10 protein-coding genes are annotated in these 14,426 nt (G+C 40.1%); 3 read left to right on the top strand and 7 right to left on the bottom strand.

Annotation, left to right across the window (positions count from 1 at the left end; genetic code table 11):
• Nucleotides 1-130: 130 nt before the first annotated feature.
• The 3 genes from V7K15_RS08920 (at nt 131) to V7K15_RS08910 (ending at nt 5,420) form a co-directional block, all read left to right on the top strand.
• Nucleotides 131-2,791 carry a M1 family metallopeptidase gene (locus V7K15_RS08920; protein ID WP_334904919.1) on the top strand — a complete coding sequence of 887 codons (2,661 nt, stop codon included), beginning with the start codon at nt 131-133 and terminating at the stop codon, nt 2,789-2,791.
• 500 nt (nt 2,792-3,291) lie between these two features.
• Complete coding sequence (locus V7K15_RS08915; protein ID WP_334904917.1) at nt 3,292-5,016, top strand: ABC1 kinase family protein; 1,725 nt, start codon at nt 3,292-3,294, stop codon at nt 5,014-5,016.
• 29 nt (nt 5,017-5,045) lie between these two features.
• Nucleotides 5,046-5,420, top strand: a complete 375-nt coding sequence (locus tag V7K15_RS08910; RefSeq protein WP_334904914.1) for a hypothetical protein — start codon at nt 5,046-5,048, stop codon at nt 5,418-5,420.
• Nucleotides 5,421-5,616: 196 nt separating this feature from the next.
• Here V7K15_RS08910 and V7K15_RS08905 read toward each other — a convergent pair whose 3' ends face one another.
• The 7 genes from V7K15_RS08905 to V7K15_RS08875 all read right to left on the bottom strand — a co-directional run bounded on the left by V7K15_RS08905 (nt 5,617) and on the right by V7K15_RS08875 (nt 14,414).
• The gene (locus V7K15_RS08905) at nt 5,617-6,654 is read right to left on the bottom strand and encodes an Npun_R2821/Npun_R2822 family protein (protein ID WP_334904912.1); all 1,038 of its coding nucleotides are present in this window, start codon (nt 6,652-6,654) and stop codon (nt 5,617-5,619) included.
• A gap of 17 nt (nt 6,655-6,671) precedes the next feature.
• Entirely contained in the window at nt 6,672-7,562 is an 891-nt protein-coding gene (locus V7K15_RS08900; RefSeq protein ID WP_334904911.1) for an Npun_R2821/Npun_R2822 family protein, read from the bottom strand.
• Nucleotides 7,563-7,565: 3 nt separating this feature from the next.
• Nucleotides 7,566-8,546: an Npun_R2821/Npun_R2822 family protein gene (locus V7K15_RS08895; protein ID WP_334904910.1), complete on the bottom strand. Its 981-nt coding sequence runs from the start codon at nt 8,544-8,546 to the stop codon at nt 7,566-7,568.
• Nucleotides 8,547-8,549: 3 nt separating this feature from the next.
• Nucleotides 8,550-9,509 carry a glycosyltransferase family 10 domain-containing protein gene (locus V7K15_RS08890; protein ID WP_334904908.1) on the bottom strand — a complete coding sequence of 320 codons (960 nt, stop codon included), beginning with the start codon at nt 9,507-9,509 and terminating at the stop codon, nt 8,550-8,552.
• Nucleotides 9,510-9,554: 45 nt separating this feature from the next.
• On the bottom strand, nt 9,555-10,772 hold the full coding sequence (locus V7K15_RS08885) for a glycosyltransferase family 4 protein (RefSeq protein WP_334904906.1): 1,218 nt from the start codon (nt 10,770-10,772) through the stop codon (nt 9,555-9,557).
• Nucleotides 10,773-10,837: 65 nt separating this feature from the next.
• Nucleotides 10,838-13,078 (bottom strand): ATP-binding cassette domain-containing protein, encoded by a 2,241-nt coding sequence (locus V7K15_RS08880; protein WP_334904904.1) that lies wholly within the window; start codon nt 13,076-13,078, stop codon nt 10,838-10,840.
• Nucleotides 13,079-13,256: 178 nt separating this feature from the next.
• On the bottom strand, nt 13,257-14,414 hold the full coding sequence (locus V7K15_RS08875) for a glycosyltransferase family 4 protein (protein WP_334904902.1): 1,158 nt from the start codon (nt 14,412-14,414) through the stop codon (nt 13,257-13,259).
• Nucleotides 14,415-14,426 lie beyond the last annotated feature (12 nt).

Raw genomic sequence — 14,426 nt, 5'->3', positions numbered from 1 at the left:
CCCCAATCCCAAAGGGGAGTTCTCACCTCCGTAATGCCCTCTTCAGGGAAATACATTTAGACACCGCAATTTTGCTTAACTACATCCAGCCAAGCCAGAGTTTTCAGAATTACAAGGTCAGTAAGGATCAATGTCGAAGTCTTATTTTGATACAGATAATAACGGACACAAGCCTTTTGAGTTACCGGGAGCAAGACCACACTACAACCCCGATCGCCCCGGACAGGTAGAGCATATTTTTCTCGATCTCAGCTTGGATATCCCTAAGCAAAGCTATCAGGGCAGCTGTAGCATTCGCCTGTTGCCAATCCGTAATGGCATTGACCGTTTGATTTTGGATGCTGTTAACCTGAATATCGAGTCTGTGCAAGTAGACCAGGTGCGAGAAAATTTTGACTACGATGGGGAACAGCTTTCTATCCAACTTTCGGAAGCGACCCAGATTGGTAAATGCTTGCTGATTGCGATCGCCTACTCGGTGACAAAACCGCAACGCGGTATTTATTTTATTCAACCAGACAAGCACTACCCAAACAAGCCCACCCAAGTTTGGACTCAGGGCGAAGACGAAGATTCTCGCTTTTGGTTCCCCTGCTTTGACTATCCCGGACAACTGTCTACTTCCGAAATTCGCGTGCGTGTTCCTAACCCTCTGGTGGCGATTTCCAACGGCGAATTGATCGACACCACAGAAGATGGTGATTACAAAATCTACCATTGGTCACAGCAACAAGTTCATCCTACCTACTTGATGACTTTGGCAGTAGGTGATTTTGCTGAAATTCGGGACGAGTGGCAGGGGAAACCAGTCACGTATTACGTAGAAAAGGGACGGGAGGAAGATGCTAAACGCAGCATGGGCAAAACTCCGCGGATGATCGAATTTTTGAGCCAAAAGTATGGTTATCCATACCCTTTCCCGAAATACGCCCAAGTTTGCGTCGATGACTTCATCTTTGGCGGGATGGAAAACACCTCCACAACCCTGTTAACAGATAGATGCTTGCTGGATGAACGCGCCGCCTTAGATAACCGCAATACCGAAAGTTTAGTTGTCCACGAACTCGCGCACCAGTGGTTTGGTGATTTGGTGGTAATTAAGCATTGGTCTCATGCTTGGATTAAGGAAGGGATGGCTTCCTATTCTGAGGTGATGTGGACAGAACAGGAATATAGTCCAGAAGAAGCAGCTTGCTATCGTTTATTGCAAGCTGGTCGTTACTTCAGTGAAGATAGCAGCCGCTACCGTCGGCCAATGGTAACACATATTTACCGGGAAGCTATTGAACTTTACGATCGCCACATCTACGAAAAAGGATCTTGTGTTTATCACATGATTCGGGCGCAATTGGGAGATGAATTGTTTTGGCAAGCAATTCAAACATTTATCCAAGATAATGCCCACAAAACCGTAGAAACAGTAGACTTACTCAGGGCGATTGAAAAGGCTACCGGACATAATCTTTTGTTCCTCTTTGACCAATACGTTTATCGTGGTGGTCATCCCGATTTTAAAGTAGCTTACTCTTGGGATGGGGATGCTAATTTGGCAAAAATTACGGTAACTCAAACCCAAGCTGTTGAAGATAAAAATGGCAGCAAGGATTTGTTTGATCTAAAAATACCTATTGGTTTTGGCTATACGCAACAGTCAGAAGTGAAGAGTCAGGAGTTAGGAGTAGAGACGCGATTAATCGCGTCTGTACAGGAGTTAGGAGTTAAAAATAATTCACAACTAAAAACTTTTGTAGTGCGGGTGAATGAACGGGAACAAAGCTTCTACTTTCCCCTAGAAAATAAGCCCCAATTTATCAGTTTTGATGTGGGGAATAATTACCTGAAAACAGTAGCTTTAGAGTATCCAATATCGGAGTTAAAAGCACAGTTAGAATTTGATCCTAACCCGATTTCGCGCATCTATGCAGCAGAAGCTTTGGCGAAAAAGGGCGGGTTAGAAGCTACTATTGCACTATCTGCGACGCTCAAAAATGACCGATTGTGGAGCGTGCGTGTGGAAGTGGCGAAACAACTAGCCAAAATTAATTTAGACCAAGCCTTTGATGGCTTAGTTCTGGGGTTAAAAGATAAAAATGCTTACGTGCGACGATCTGTAGTGGAAGCACTTGCTCAAATCAAAACTGCTGAAAGCTATAAAGTTGTGAAAGGGTTAGTGCAAAAAGGCGATCCCAGCTACTACGTAGAAGCAGCAGCTTCTCGGGTTATCGGGGCGATCGCATCGGCAAACTTGGAAGATAAACCCAAGGAAGACAAGGTATTAAAGCTGCTAAAATCCGTTTTAGAAGAAAAGGCAAGTTTGAATGAAGTTGTGCGGAGTGGTGCGATCGCCGGTTTAGCTGAATTCAAAACCTCGGAAGCTGCTTTAAATCTACTGATCGAATATACCAAACTTGGTGTACCACAACCCCTACGTTTAGCCACAATTCGCGCTTTAGGAAAGATTTCTGTAGGTCAAAGTCCGGTTAATTTGGAACGGATTTTAGAAAAATTAACCGAACTAGCCAAAGAAAGCTTCTTTTTAACGCAAGTGGCGGTAGCAGCAGCATTAGGACAAATGGAAACACCCAAAGCAGTCGGAATTTTGCGATCGCTAGTTGAACAAACAGCCGATGGGCGTGTACGTCGCTATGCTGAAGAAGAAATTTCTAAGGTGCAAAAGAACATTGGTTCCGAAAAAACCCTGCGTCAATTGCGTGAAGATTTCGACCAACTCAAACAACAAAACCAAGAATTGAGAAGCCGTTTAGAAAACTTGGAGGCCAAATCTAAATAGCACTAGATGATAATTAAAAGTAGCTAATTGGTAATTGGTAATTGTGGCAAAATCACTACCAATTACCAAAGCTGTACTTAACACTATAATCTTGATGATAAATTTGCATAATATAATCAATCAAAAAGCTTCTAAATCTACACTCTCTAGCAAAAGTTTATTTTTGATGTAGCTGATAGCAAACATGGTTACTGAGTTCTCATATCCTGCTGAAATTTACATATTAAATATTTATATTTACGTAAAGTATAATTAAGAAAAGATAAAATCATCGGAAACTGGAGTAATTAGTTGTAGTTTCATAAAGTATAATTAAGAATAAAGATAAATAAATCTAGGCAGTAAAATCAGCTAAAAACGCCTCGAACACTATCACCAAAGGGTAAAGTTCTAGTTGTTTTAGAGAAAAGACTACCGCTATCCTAAACTTGCAACTAACTTGTGGCTTAGGAGAAAAACAATCATTGTAAATTCTTTCAGTTGAAGAGGCAAATAAAGGCGTGGGTCAGTTTCAACCTACTCAGCTACAACTCTATAATCCAGATGCGATCGCTCGCTACTATAGTTACCGTCCCTGGTTAGCCTGGGGGCGACTGCTGAGAATTATCTGGTCTTTTGCGGGATTTATACTCAGTCTGAAGTGGGACGAATGGCAAGATCAAGTTGAGCAGAACAAGGGTAAACGAGCTATCCAGTTGCGAGAACTGCTCACCGGGCTGGGCCCGACTTTTATTAAAGTTGGTCAAGCCCTGTCCACCAGACCTGACCTGATACGCAAAGATTTTTTAGAAGAACTGATCAAGTTACAAGATCAGTTACCAGCTTTCGATAATGCGATCGCCTACCAGATTATCGAAACTGAACTAGACCGCCCTATTCACGAAAGTTTTAGCGAACTGTCACCTAACCCCGTAGCTGCTGCTAGCTTGGGTCAAGTATACCGTGGTCGTCTGCTCAGTGGTGAAGAAGTCGCAGTCAAAGTGCAACGCCCCAACTTACACCCGGTAATCACACGCGACCTATATCTGATGCGTTGGGGAGCAGGTTGGCTAGCTCCTTGGTTGCCTTTAAATCTCGGTCACAACCTAACTTTAATTGTGGACGAGTTTGGCACAAAGTTATTTGAGGAAATTGACTATATTAATGAAGGCCGCAACGCCGAAAAATTTGCTCTCAACTTCCGCAACGACCCGCAAGTAAAAGTTCCAGGCATTTACTGGCGTTACACCAATACCCACGTTTTAACCCTGGAATGGATTAATGGCTTTAAGCTGACAGACACTAAACGCATCCGTGAAGCAGGTTTAGACCCAGAAGGGATCATCCAAATTGGTGTAACTTCAGGATTGCAACAGCTCTTACAATACGGCTTCTTCCATGCTGACCCCCATCCCGGCAATTTGTTTGCGATGCCTGATGGACGTATGGCTTACATTGATTTCGGCATGATGGATCAGTTGGAGGAAAACACCAAAGAAACGCTGGTGGATGCGCTAGTGCATTTGGTGAATAAAGACTATACCGACTTAGCCGAAGATTTTGTCAAATTGGGATTTTTGACTCCAGACACGAATATTTGCCCGATAGTGCCAGCATTAGAAGCGGTGCTAGGAAATGCTATTGGTAAAAATGTCAAGAATTTTAACTTCAAAACTATTACCGATGAATTCTCGGAACTGATGTATGAATATCCTTTCCGAGTTCCGGCGAAGTTTGCTTTGATTATTCGTTCCCTTGTGACTCAAGAAGGTATTGCCCTTAGCTTGAACCCGAATTTCAAAATTGTTGAAGTGGGTTATCCTTATATAGCACGGCGGTTGCTGACAGGTGAATCCGCCGACTTACAGCGGCGATTATTGAATGTGTTATTCAAAGATGGTAAATTTCAGTGGCAGCGGTTAGAGAATTTAATTGCGATCGCTCGTACTGATAACAACTTTGATGTATTGCCCACAGCCCAGATGGGGTTCCAATATTTAATGTCGGAAGAAGGTAAGTTTCTGCGGCGACAGATGGTGCTTGCTCTCACCGAAGATGACCGCTTGCACACCGAAGATGTCCAACGCCTGTGGAATCTCGTTAAAGATGACTTAAAACCGGATCGTTTATTAAATATAGCAATCGGTATTTTAACAGATTTATCCAGAGAAGGCGCAGCTGCTATCCTCCCAAAAACTACATTCCTGGAGTCTTTTGCTGAGAACCACTCAACAAATAAAAAGTAAAAAATCTTTAATATAAATCAGGAGTTTTCATGTACTATTTTCCTCTGCAACCGCCTTATTTTCTATTACTTGTGGGCTTTTTGGCAGCATTAACTTCTGGTTTGGCATTATCTGGTACTTTGAAAGTAATTGTGCAGAAATGGCCAAGCGAGCGCACAGAAAATACTAAACCCCGTTCCTCACTCAAACAATTACTAGTGCCATTTATCGGCATAACTGGCGGTACTTGTCTATTTCTGTCTTCAGGTTTAGAAATATTTGGCTTCCCCTCCTCTTTAGCTTTAGGAGTCGGTCTACCAATTAGTCTGTTTACTTGTTTATTAGTTTGGTTGCAGTTGGGAAGTATGATGACATTTATAGAACGCGAAGGAATGCAATCTTTAGATTTAGATTCTTTTTCTTAGATATAGAACGGTTCACCAACATCGAAACAAACCTAAATGCTCACCGCCAGTAATTATGTTCTATTGTAAAATGCGATCGTTTGCTGGCTGTGAATATTTAGTTTTTAGTAAAGTTTTACAAATTACCTGACAATTGCGTATAAATGTGCATCCGCGAAGCCATACTTATTTTAAGTGGGAAAGCTTTGCTATATTATTAGTACCCATTAATTCTATCCTTAAAGTTACGATATTTTAGCTTAATGTTATTGACTCTTTGCTGAATAAAACTGATAGTAGACTTTTGCATCAGCGTTAGCTGGCTTGGGCGGGTAAAGGTTTGAGGACGTTTTTCAGGCGATTTTAAATAGCGGTAATATAAGAAAACATCGCGGTAAGGAATATCAACATCTTCACCCCCACAAAGCCTTGTAAAAGCTGAAGAAGATATACTCATATAGTGTAAGTATGTCAACCTCCGACCTTGGTCGTATAGGATATTATCTACCACATCAAATTGAGAACTCCAGTGATTACCAGTTGCCTGTTCGCAGTCATGAAAAGCAAAGTTATAATAGGAAATTGCACTTTTCAACACCATGTAGTTAAATAAAGATTGGTCAGGGCCTAAACAACACATCACTTCAGCTTCACCCGCGATTAGTTTGTTGAGTAAGTCGGCTCTTAAAGCTTGAGAAAAAATATTTTTCTTAGTAGCAAACCAACCAGCACAAAATACTTTAGATTGCAAATTTTCTGAGTTGAAAACTTGCTGCATCTGCTCTGACGGACCATCAAAAATAAATTTTAAATCAGACTTATACTGAAAATCATTGACTACCCAATCATAGGCATCTAATTTTTCATATACATAATCTACAGACCCCATTAACAAGGTATCTGCATCAAAATAAATAAATCTATCAAAGGAACCATCCACAGCACACAATTTGCGGTGCATTGGTAGAACATAGAGTTCCGGGAAGCCCCACTCTCGCCAAGTTTTTTGTGCTCTAGGGTAATTTTTCCATATCTGAGTAGCAAAGTTATCCCAATAAGCTATGGAATCATAATCTTCAAATAAAGTGACATTATCTCTAGATGCAATCTCTGCCTTTACTTTGTCTAACTGCTCATTATATGGAATTATACAAATAGGGATTTTTCTACCAGCATTAGCTTCTATACTATTGAGCAATGCAACTAGTTGGTCATAGACAACATCATTCGCTAAAATGTAAATGCCATCGCTCATTGGGGATACTCCTAATATTAACTACGGGCAGCAACAAAGGGAAATAAACGGCGAGTCAGTTTGGGGATGAAAGCGAATTTGCCCTGATGGAGATAACGATAGTGTTCCCACAATTGCCAATAGGGACAACCACTTTTCATCCGCGTACCAGCCCAGTGGAGATATTTTAGTCGTTGTCCTCGGTCATAGAGGGCGTATTCTTGCTGTTGGAAATTTTGCGAACCAGCCCAACTACCAGGACCTCCCCCAGGAATTTTGACGAGATTTCCACGTTTGGCAATTAGCTTAAGCACAAGATAATTCAGAATTGGTTGGTCTGTAACTCCTTCGGAAAAATCAAAATATTCTCGATGTGCTGCACACTCACGCAAAGCTTCATCCATTTGTTGTTCGGTAATAACTCCTTTTCTCGAAGCCCAAAAACCGCTATTGAAAACGTCTTGAAGTTGGGTATCAGAAAAAATTTGCTCCTCTTTCACAAATGGAGAAAAGATATTTCGCAGCTTGTCATTGGCGTGATGGTAATCACAACAGAAGAAATCGACTTCTGAAAGTTTGTCTAAATTGTCGGCGATTTTTTCAAAAACGACAATATCCGTATCAATATAAATAAATTCATCTAAAGGGCCAAACCACGCCACCAGTTTACGCATTTTGTTAGGTAAGGCAAGGAAATCTCGATCAAAAATTTCTCCGATGCGTTTGGTAAATGTATCAATAAGCTTCAAATCTGGGAAAATTTCGACGTTGTGTAAGGTAGCAAGCTGTTCTGCTACCTTGTGATAATTTTCATTAAAAGGTATAAGATAAACAGTCACTTCTGGGTCATAGTAACGAATGCTATTGAGTAAAGCGATCGCATTATCGATAACGCGGTCATTGGCAACTATATAAATGCCCCTACTCATAAATTATCCTTGGTTAATTAACTTAAGTTTTCGCAAAGCTCTTGTAAGTAAATTTGGTGTTGGAGCGTCATTATAATTCTTAGGAGGATTTTTAAAGACTGGACGCTTCTCTAGTTCATGTAAGTAACGATAATAGAGAAATAAATCTCGATAGGGAAACTCAATATTTTCTCCTGCACAGACTGCTTGATTGATATTAGGAGCAATCCCAATGTAATGGAGATAAGTTAGTCGATTACCTTTGTCATAAAGAAGATGTTCTCGTTCCTCGAAATGCTTAGATGTCGCAGAACATCCTGTTGTTTGATTACCTGGCAGTTGGAGAGCAAAGTTATAAATAGAAAGATTAGACCTCATTACCATGTAATTGATCAGTGGTTGTTCGCCAGCACCACTATACAAAATTTCTGCTTCACCATTTTTTAAATGGGATATCAGCCAATCTCTTTGTTCTGAGTTAAATATTCCTCGTTTTGCGCCATAGAAGCCTGAGCAAAATATTTCGGAATCAATGCGTTTTTGCTCGAAAACCTCTAGTAATTTAGGAGAATTAGTATTATATATTTTAGTAACATCCTTAAATTGGAAATCGTAGACAACAAAATCATAACTATCTAGCTTTTCAAACACCGCTTCCAGTGAGTTCATCACCAAAGTATCTGCATCTAAATAGATAAACTTATCGAATGGCCCATCAAAAGCGCAAAAACGACGGTGAGCGCCATACAAACGGAATTTACTGCGATTCAATCGTTCTGGTGCTGCTGTCAGCATAAATTGATCCCAGCGATTGATTGATTCTTGATTATCGTAAAGAAATACATTAGGGCGTTTAGCTATTTCATCAGCAATTCGCTGTGTCTGATCATCGAAAGGATAGATACAAACAGGAGTTTCTGAACCCAAGATAACATCAATGCTGTTGAGCAAAGCCACCAGTTGATCGAAAACATAATCATTGCCAAGCGTACAAATACCATCCATAATTTATGAGTGTTGAGCAACAAAGTTTGACAACCAGTTAAGCAGGTTTAATTTGCGTAAAATGATTTGACGTGCTTCTGCGATCGCATCTTTAGCAGCATACCAAGCATCAGGTGTAGCTGTCACTTCTTGGATGTAAGCAATGCCTTTTTCATCTAAACTGGGCAACCGCAAAAAACTACCCGGTGGCAATAATTTATCAGCCGCCGGGCCACCATAATAAATTGGCAGACACCAAGCCAGCAAACTATCCCAAAGTTTCTCACTCACATACCAACTATTTTCTGCATAGTTTTCAATTGCCAGATTGTAGTAGTATGGCGCCATTCCATGCCATTTGTGACCAAGTTCTCCTTTGGTTGGCGACCATGCAGGTAAGTCTCGCCCATACAAATCAAACTTAGTGTCGCTGTCTTGCAATGATTTCAAAAAGTCTAAGCGCTGGCGATGGTTAGCTGTCCGGTTAATTCCCGAAGTAATCCAACTGCATGGAGCAATTTTTTCCGGCGTTGGCATTTCATTTAAATCCTCAAATGATTTGGCATGATACCAAATAGCAGGCATATAATCGGGATTGGGCGCAAAGTCATCGGGGCCGGAAACATGACCACAATACTTTTCAGCTTCCTGATAATTCCGCTTACTTATTTCTACAATCTCACTTAAGGGCGGTTCGCGGAGAAAATAAATAATCCGCTCTTTCGGCACACCACATAATAGAGATTCTATTTTTATTTCTGGTTTTTGTTGTCGTTTACGAACAATATCTAACCAAGATGGTTGTGGGGATGGTTGAGGAAAATCAAACTGATATAGCAACATAAAGTCTGGCTTTTGGGCTATTTTCAACATTTGGATGTTGTCCCAAACACCAAAGGAGTGCGGGGTTTGTTGCCATAACCAATCTCTGGTTTTAGCAAGACCTGAATAGCTGCTAATCATCCCAACAGTTTTGATAGTCATAAATCGTATTTATTTGTAGTTAGTTTTCAGTTAATTTTTGTATCGTTACCCCAGAATTGGTAGACGCTGTTCTTCTTCTATGTAGCTTAATATTTTAGTAATTCTATTCTCCCAAGAAAATTGCTGGGCAAAATCTATACTAGCTGCATAACCCTCTATTTTTCTGGGATAGGCTTCTAAAGTATGTTGAATAGATTGGGCAAGTTTATGCGGGTTATCTGGTGTACACCAACTGGCAATTAAAGGTGATGTCTTGAATTCCATTAAAGGTGGAATCTCAGTTGCAACTATGGGAGTGCCGGCAGCCATGTATTGAAAAAACTTAACTGGATTCGTGAAATCTGCTGATTTTCCAGCGCAGTGAGGATGAACCAAAATATCAGCTGCTTGAAACAAGCTGACTAATCGTTCTCGTGGAAGTATCCAGCCTAAGAATTTAATGTTTTCTACATTTTTCTCTCTGGCTAGTTGTTGATATGCTTGCACCTGTGCTTCTGTACCTCCTGTGATCACAAACTGAATTTCTGGCAATTCTTTAGCAGAATCAATTAAGAGATTAACACCTTTGAAAGGATACAAAGCCCCGGAATAGACAACTAAATGCTTACGTCCATTTATGAGCAATTCTTGACGCCATGTTTCGGCTTCTTGGGGTTGTCTGACTGAAAATGATTGATTGAATCCGTTATGTAGCCAAACGACTTTTTCCGGTGGCATTCCATATTCTATTAAGCTTTGCCGGATAGGTTCAGACTGAGTTATGGCTATTTTAAAATAAGGACTGTGGATAATTTCCGGCTCAAATTTGTGGTCTTGAAAGTAGTGACGTTCATAGATAGTAGGAATTTTATTTTTGACTGCCGCCTTGACAAAGTTCCAATCCCGTGTATGGACAAATTTAGCATTAGGCAGGATATGAACCGGTAAATAATATTTGGTTACTACTGTACTGGAGTTAGTAAATTTACCACCTATTTTATCAATAGGCCAAGGCATTGGCAATGCAGCAATTTTGAGCTTTTCTTGAACATCGTAAAATTCTATAAATTCTCTGCCGGGTCTTTTGGGTTGATAAGGATAAATTAACGATAGTAGATTAAGAGAAGATTTTTTTTTATCTGGATAGATTAAAACTGAGGAGTAGCCTAAGTTAGCTGCGGCGTTGGCACAAAGAACATCATGAATTTCGTGCGCTGTGTCTGGTTGTAGTGATAGCTCTCCAGTGTAAAAAATATATTGATTTTTTTTTGAAGAATTTATCATTGTTTTGGATGATAGGTTTTTCAAGATTGTGGTAAAAATACTTTTGTTAATTGGATTAACTAAAATTAAACTTTATTCTCAAAAAGCTTTAATGTATTTAGTAGGTAAATAGCAGAGTGATAAGATTCTGTAATTAATCGATTTTCTTTTTGGGGTTCGGATTCTAATTTATCGACTAGCAAGTGCAGAGAGCTAAGGAGGGGATAGAGACGTGTGTGAAACTCAGATGATATATAACTAAAGTTTTGATACTGGTTATTTCCATTTGGATTTTGGTCTATATCTGACGATAAGTGCTGGTTAATTTTCAGGTTAACTACATCGTCGAAGACATCAATGGCGTTGAGAACTCTTAAGGCTGAATTGTATGATTCCTCAATTAATTCCTGCCGCTCTTCGGAATTCTCTACTAGATTATCAACTAATAGTCCGAGGAAACCAATCATGGAGTTAAGCCTTGTCCGCAGTTCATGAGAAATTTGGTTAAAGCTGGAATTAGTTCTGGTGGAAATTTCCGGCTGATCAGTAAATTGCATTGAGTAGAGGCGTGAATAGTAACTACCTTTTTGTAAAAGTTCTTTATGGGTGCCAATTTCTACTACACTTCCTTGGTCTAAGACGGCGATTTGATCGGCTTTTTGGACTGTGGAAAGGCGGTGAGCGATTACTAGGGTGGTGCGATCGCGGCTCAAATCATCGAGTGCAGCTTGTACTAAGCGTTCGGAAACGGTATCTAAAGCGCTGGTGGCTTCATCTAAAATCAGAATTTCGGGATTTTGCAGCAGGGCGCGAGCGATCGCTAATCTTTGTCTTTGTCCACCAGATAGCATCACGCCGCGATCGCCAATCTCCGTATCAAATCCTTGGGGTAATTTGCTAATAAACTCATAGGCGTTTGCTCGCTTTGCGGCTGCGAGAATTTGATCATCACTAGCCTCCGGTCGTCCATAAGCAATATTCTTTCCCACCGAATCATTAAAGAGAAACGTATCTTGACTGACAATTCCCATCGCCTTTCGCACCGATTTCAAATCGAAATCTCGCAAATCTATTCCGTCTAGGGTAATACAGCCAGATGTGGGGTCATAAAATCTCGGTAAGAGGTCTGCCATTGTTGATTTACCAGCACCAGAACTACCCACCAAAGCCAGAGTAGTACCGCGTGGTAAATATAAATCTACGTCTTGAAGTACTATATTTTGATGATTAGGATAGGAAAAACAGAGATGCTTAAAATGCACTCCCTCTTTTAATTTCTCATAAGGAATTACCCCGCTACTCATGAACGGCTTATTATCTTGTCGTAAAAAATCAGCGACAATATCCACACTAGAAGCAGTATTAGCAAAGCTACTCCGAAGAGTATTTAATTGAGAAATAAACGGTAGCAGTCGTAATAGCAACAATAAATATGTAATCAAAACGGCTGAGACGGAACTAAGCTCGTCGGCAAATAAGGTGCGACCCAAAAAGACAATCATTATTAAGGCGATAATGCCCGTCACCTCGCTAACTGGTGTAATAGCCTCAGAATTTACCTGAGACTGAAAATCTGCTTTTTCTCGATCACGAATTAGCTTTTGAATCCGTTTATATTCTCTGTCTTCATTTCCAGTTGCCTTTACTAGGCGAATTCCATTTAGCATTTCTAACACAGAAATGGAATAGGCTTTAGACATCTCCGAAAGTTGGGCACCAAAATCTCTTGAGCGGTAAATTGCATACTGATTTACGAACGTCACCAGAGTTAGCAACATTGTAGTGGCAATGGTCAATTGCCAGGAAATTGACAGCAACAAAGCCACAAAAACTAAAATCGTAATTGCCAGGATGATTAACTTGATCACACCGCCTATAGCACTAGCAGCACGACTAACTTCTCCCCCAAGGCTGTTGATTAGATCACCAACTTTCATTTTGCTGTAATAATCTATGTCAATATCTAGTAATAACTTCAAGCCGGCTTCTCGCATATCTGATGTCAACGTCCGTGTTAAAGAACTCGACACCAAAGTACCCACATAGCCAGCTAAATTTTTTAAAATAATTGTAAATATAATTGAGCCAGCCATCACGGCTAGGCGATAACTTTGCGGAATCTGATCAAAGGGAGAGACAATAGCTTTAATAATTGGCGGAGCGCCTGTTAAATCTACAGGTTGACCAACTATTTGAAGAATTACTGGCACAATCAGTGTCGTACCCACACCGTTAAATAAAGCGCTAGAAAATCCGAACAAGATTGTAAAGAATATCCTAGCTGGATAAGGTTTAGCAAATTTTACTAGTAGTTTGTTGTTAGACATTGGCGATTTAGATTATAAATTTATAATTTGATAGCAGGAATAAAAAATGTTATAGATCCAACTTCTATCAATCCAGAGCGATTTTTACATGATTGATAATAGATATACTATGCCTGTTACGATATTTTCAATTGAGTTAAATCTAGATTAATCAGAGATTTATAACTATGCAACATCCTCACAAGCGGGAAATTAACTCAGATAAGGTAGATGCCATAGTTTCTAAGCTGTACTTTTCTAAACATCTTTCTCTAGCCTTTCTACCTCGCTCTTTTGCTTGTTCTACATCCGCAAATATCAGTTGAATTTGTGCAGCAATTTGTTGGGGACAACTAGGTTCAACTAAATAACCAGTTTCGGCTAAAATTTCGGGAATGTCTCCCACTCGTGTGGATAACACAGGTTTAGCCATTGCCATCCCATCTGTTAACTTTAGAGGAAATTGGGCACGAGCAATTATGCTATCTCGCTGGGGAACAACTACAACGTGAGCAGCTGCTACAACATCAGGCATAACCTCTACAGGACATTTTGGCAACTTGATAATCCAGCGTCCCCATTTTTGAATCAGCTGCTGATCATAATCATCATAAGGACTGCCTCCGACAATTACTAATTTTAAATCTTGCTGATTCAACTGATCCAACGCTATTAAGACATCTTCAACTCCCTTGTGAGGTCTTGGCGCACCAGGAAACATCAGAACTCGATAGTTTGTCAAACCATAACGCTCTCTGCTGACCTCTGGGTTATATTTTTCCGGGTCAAACATGGCAGTATCTTTGCCATTAGGCAAATAAACACCCCCAAAGCGATCTTGAAGAAACTGAGTATCAATCGTAATCCCATCGGCACGAGATACTAAACTTTCCATCCACTGGAGATAAAGTGGATGATCAGGAAATCTCAATGCACCATTTTTCTTAAAAATGTCCCTGGCAAATTGCTTAAGACTAGGGCGATACTTCCATTCAAAACCTCCATGCCAGCTAAGTTCCCAGTCATCCATATCTAAAAGCAAAGGACGACGACTAGCTAATTTATGTAGTAGAGACACACCAAAACTTGTCGGTTTAGGTTTGACTGCATAAATTATGTCACCATCTAGTTTTTGCCAAAGTTTTTTAGCTGAACTAAAAAACTCAGGATAGTTTTTACCATCAATAGCAACTACTGGTATTTCTCTAGGGGGAATAGCATATAACTCCTGACCAAATAAAAATCCGACAATCTCAACTTGATAGTCGATTTTTTTTAGAACTTGAGCTAGTAAAAACGCTCTAACTGAGCCTCCACCAGACAAGTCACTCACAACTAACGAAACTTTTCCTTTCATATATTAGTTGTT

The sequence above is a fragment of the Nostoc sp. genome (assembly GCF_036919815.1).
Lineage (GTDB): Bacteria > Cyanobacteriota > Cyanobacteriia > Cyanobacteriales > Nostocaceae > Nostoc.
This window is presented reverse-complemented; position numbering and strand designations above follow the sequence as displayed.

What these genes read in the sequence shown, in the direction of transcription:
- V7K15_RS08890 (WP_334904908.1), bottom strand. Translation starts at nt 9,509, where the DNA reads ATGACTATCAAAACTGTTGGGATGATTAGCAGCTATTCAGGTCTTGCT.
- V7K15_RS08880 (WP_334904904.1), bottom strand. Translation starts at nt 13,078, where the DNA reads ATGTCTAACAACAAACTACTAGTAAAATTTGCTAAACCTTATCCAGCT.
- V7K15_RS08905 (WP_334904912.1), bottom strand. Translation starts at nt 6,654, where the DNA reads ATGAGCGATGGCATTTACATTTTAGCGAATGATGTTGTCTATGACCAA.
- V7K15_RS08885 (WP_334904906.1), bottom strand. Translation starts at nt 10,772, where the DNA reads ATGATAAATTCTTCAAAAAAAAATCAATATATTTTTTACACTGGAGAG.
- V7K15_RS08910 (WP_334904914.1), top strand. Translation starts at nt 5,046, where the DNA reads ATGTACTATTTTCCTCTGCAACCGCCTTATTTTCTATTACTTGTGGGC.
- V7K15_RS08900 (WP_334904911.1), bottom strand. Translation starts at nt 7,562, where the DNA reads ATGAGTAGGGGCATTTATATAGTTGCCAATGACCGCGTTATCGATAAT.
- V7K15_RS08920 (WP_334904919.1), top strand. Translation starts at nt 131, where the DNA reads ATGTCGAAGTCTTATTTTGATACAGATAATAACGGACACAAGCCTTTT.
- V7K15_RS08895 (WP_334904910.1), bottom strand. Translation starts at nt 8,546, where the DNA reads ATGGATGGTATTTGTACGCTTGGCAATGATTATGTTTTCGATCAACTG.
- V7K15_RS08875 (WP_334904902.1), bottom strand. Translation starts at nt 14,414, where the DNA reads ATGAAAGGAAAAGTTTCGTTAGTTGTGAGTGACTTGTCTGGTGGAGGC.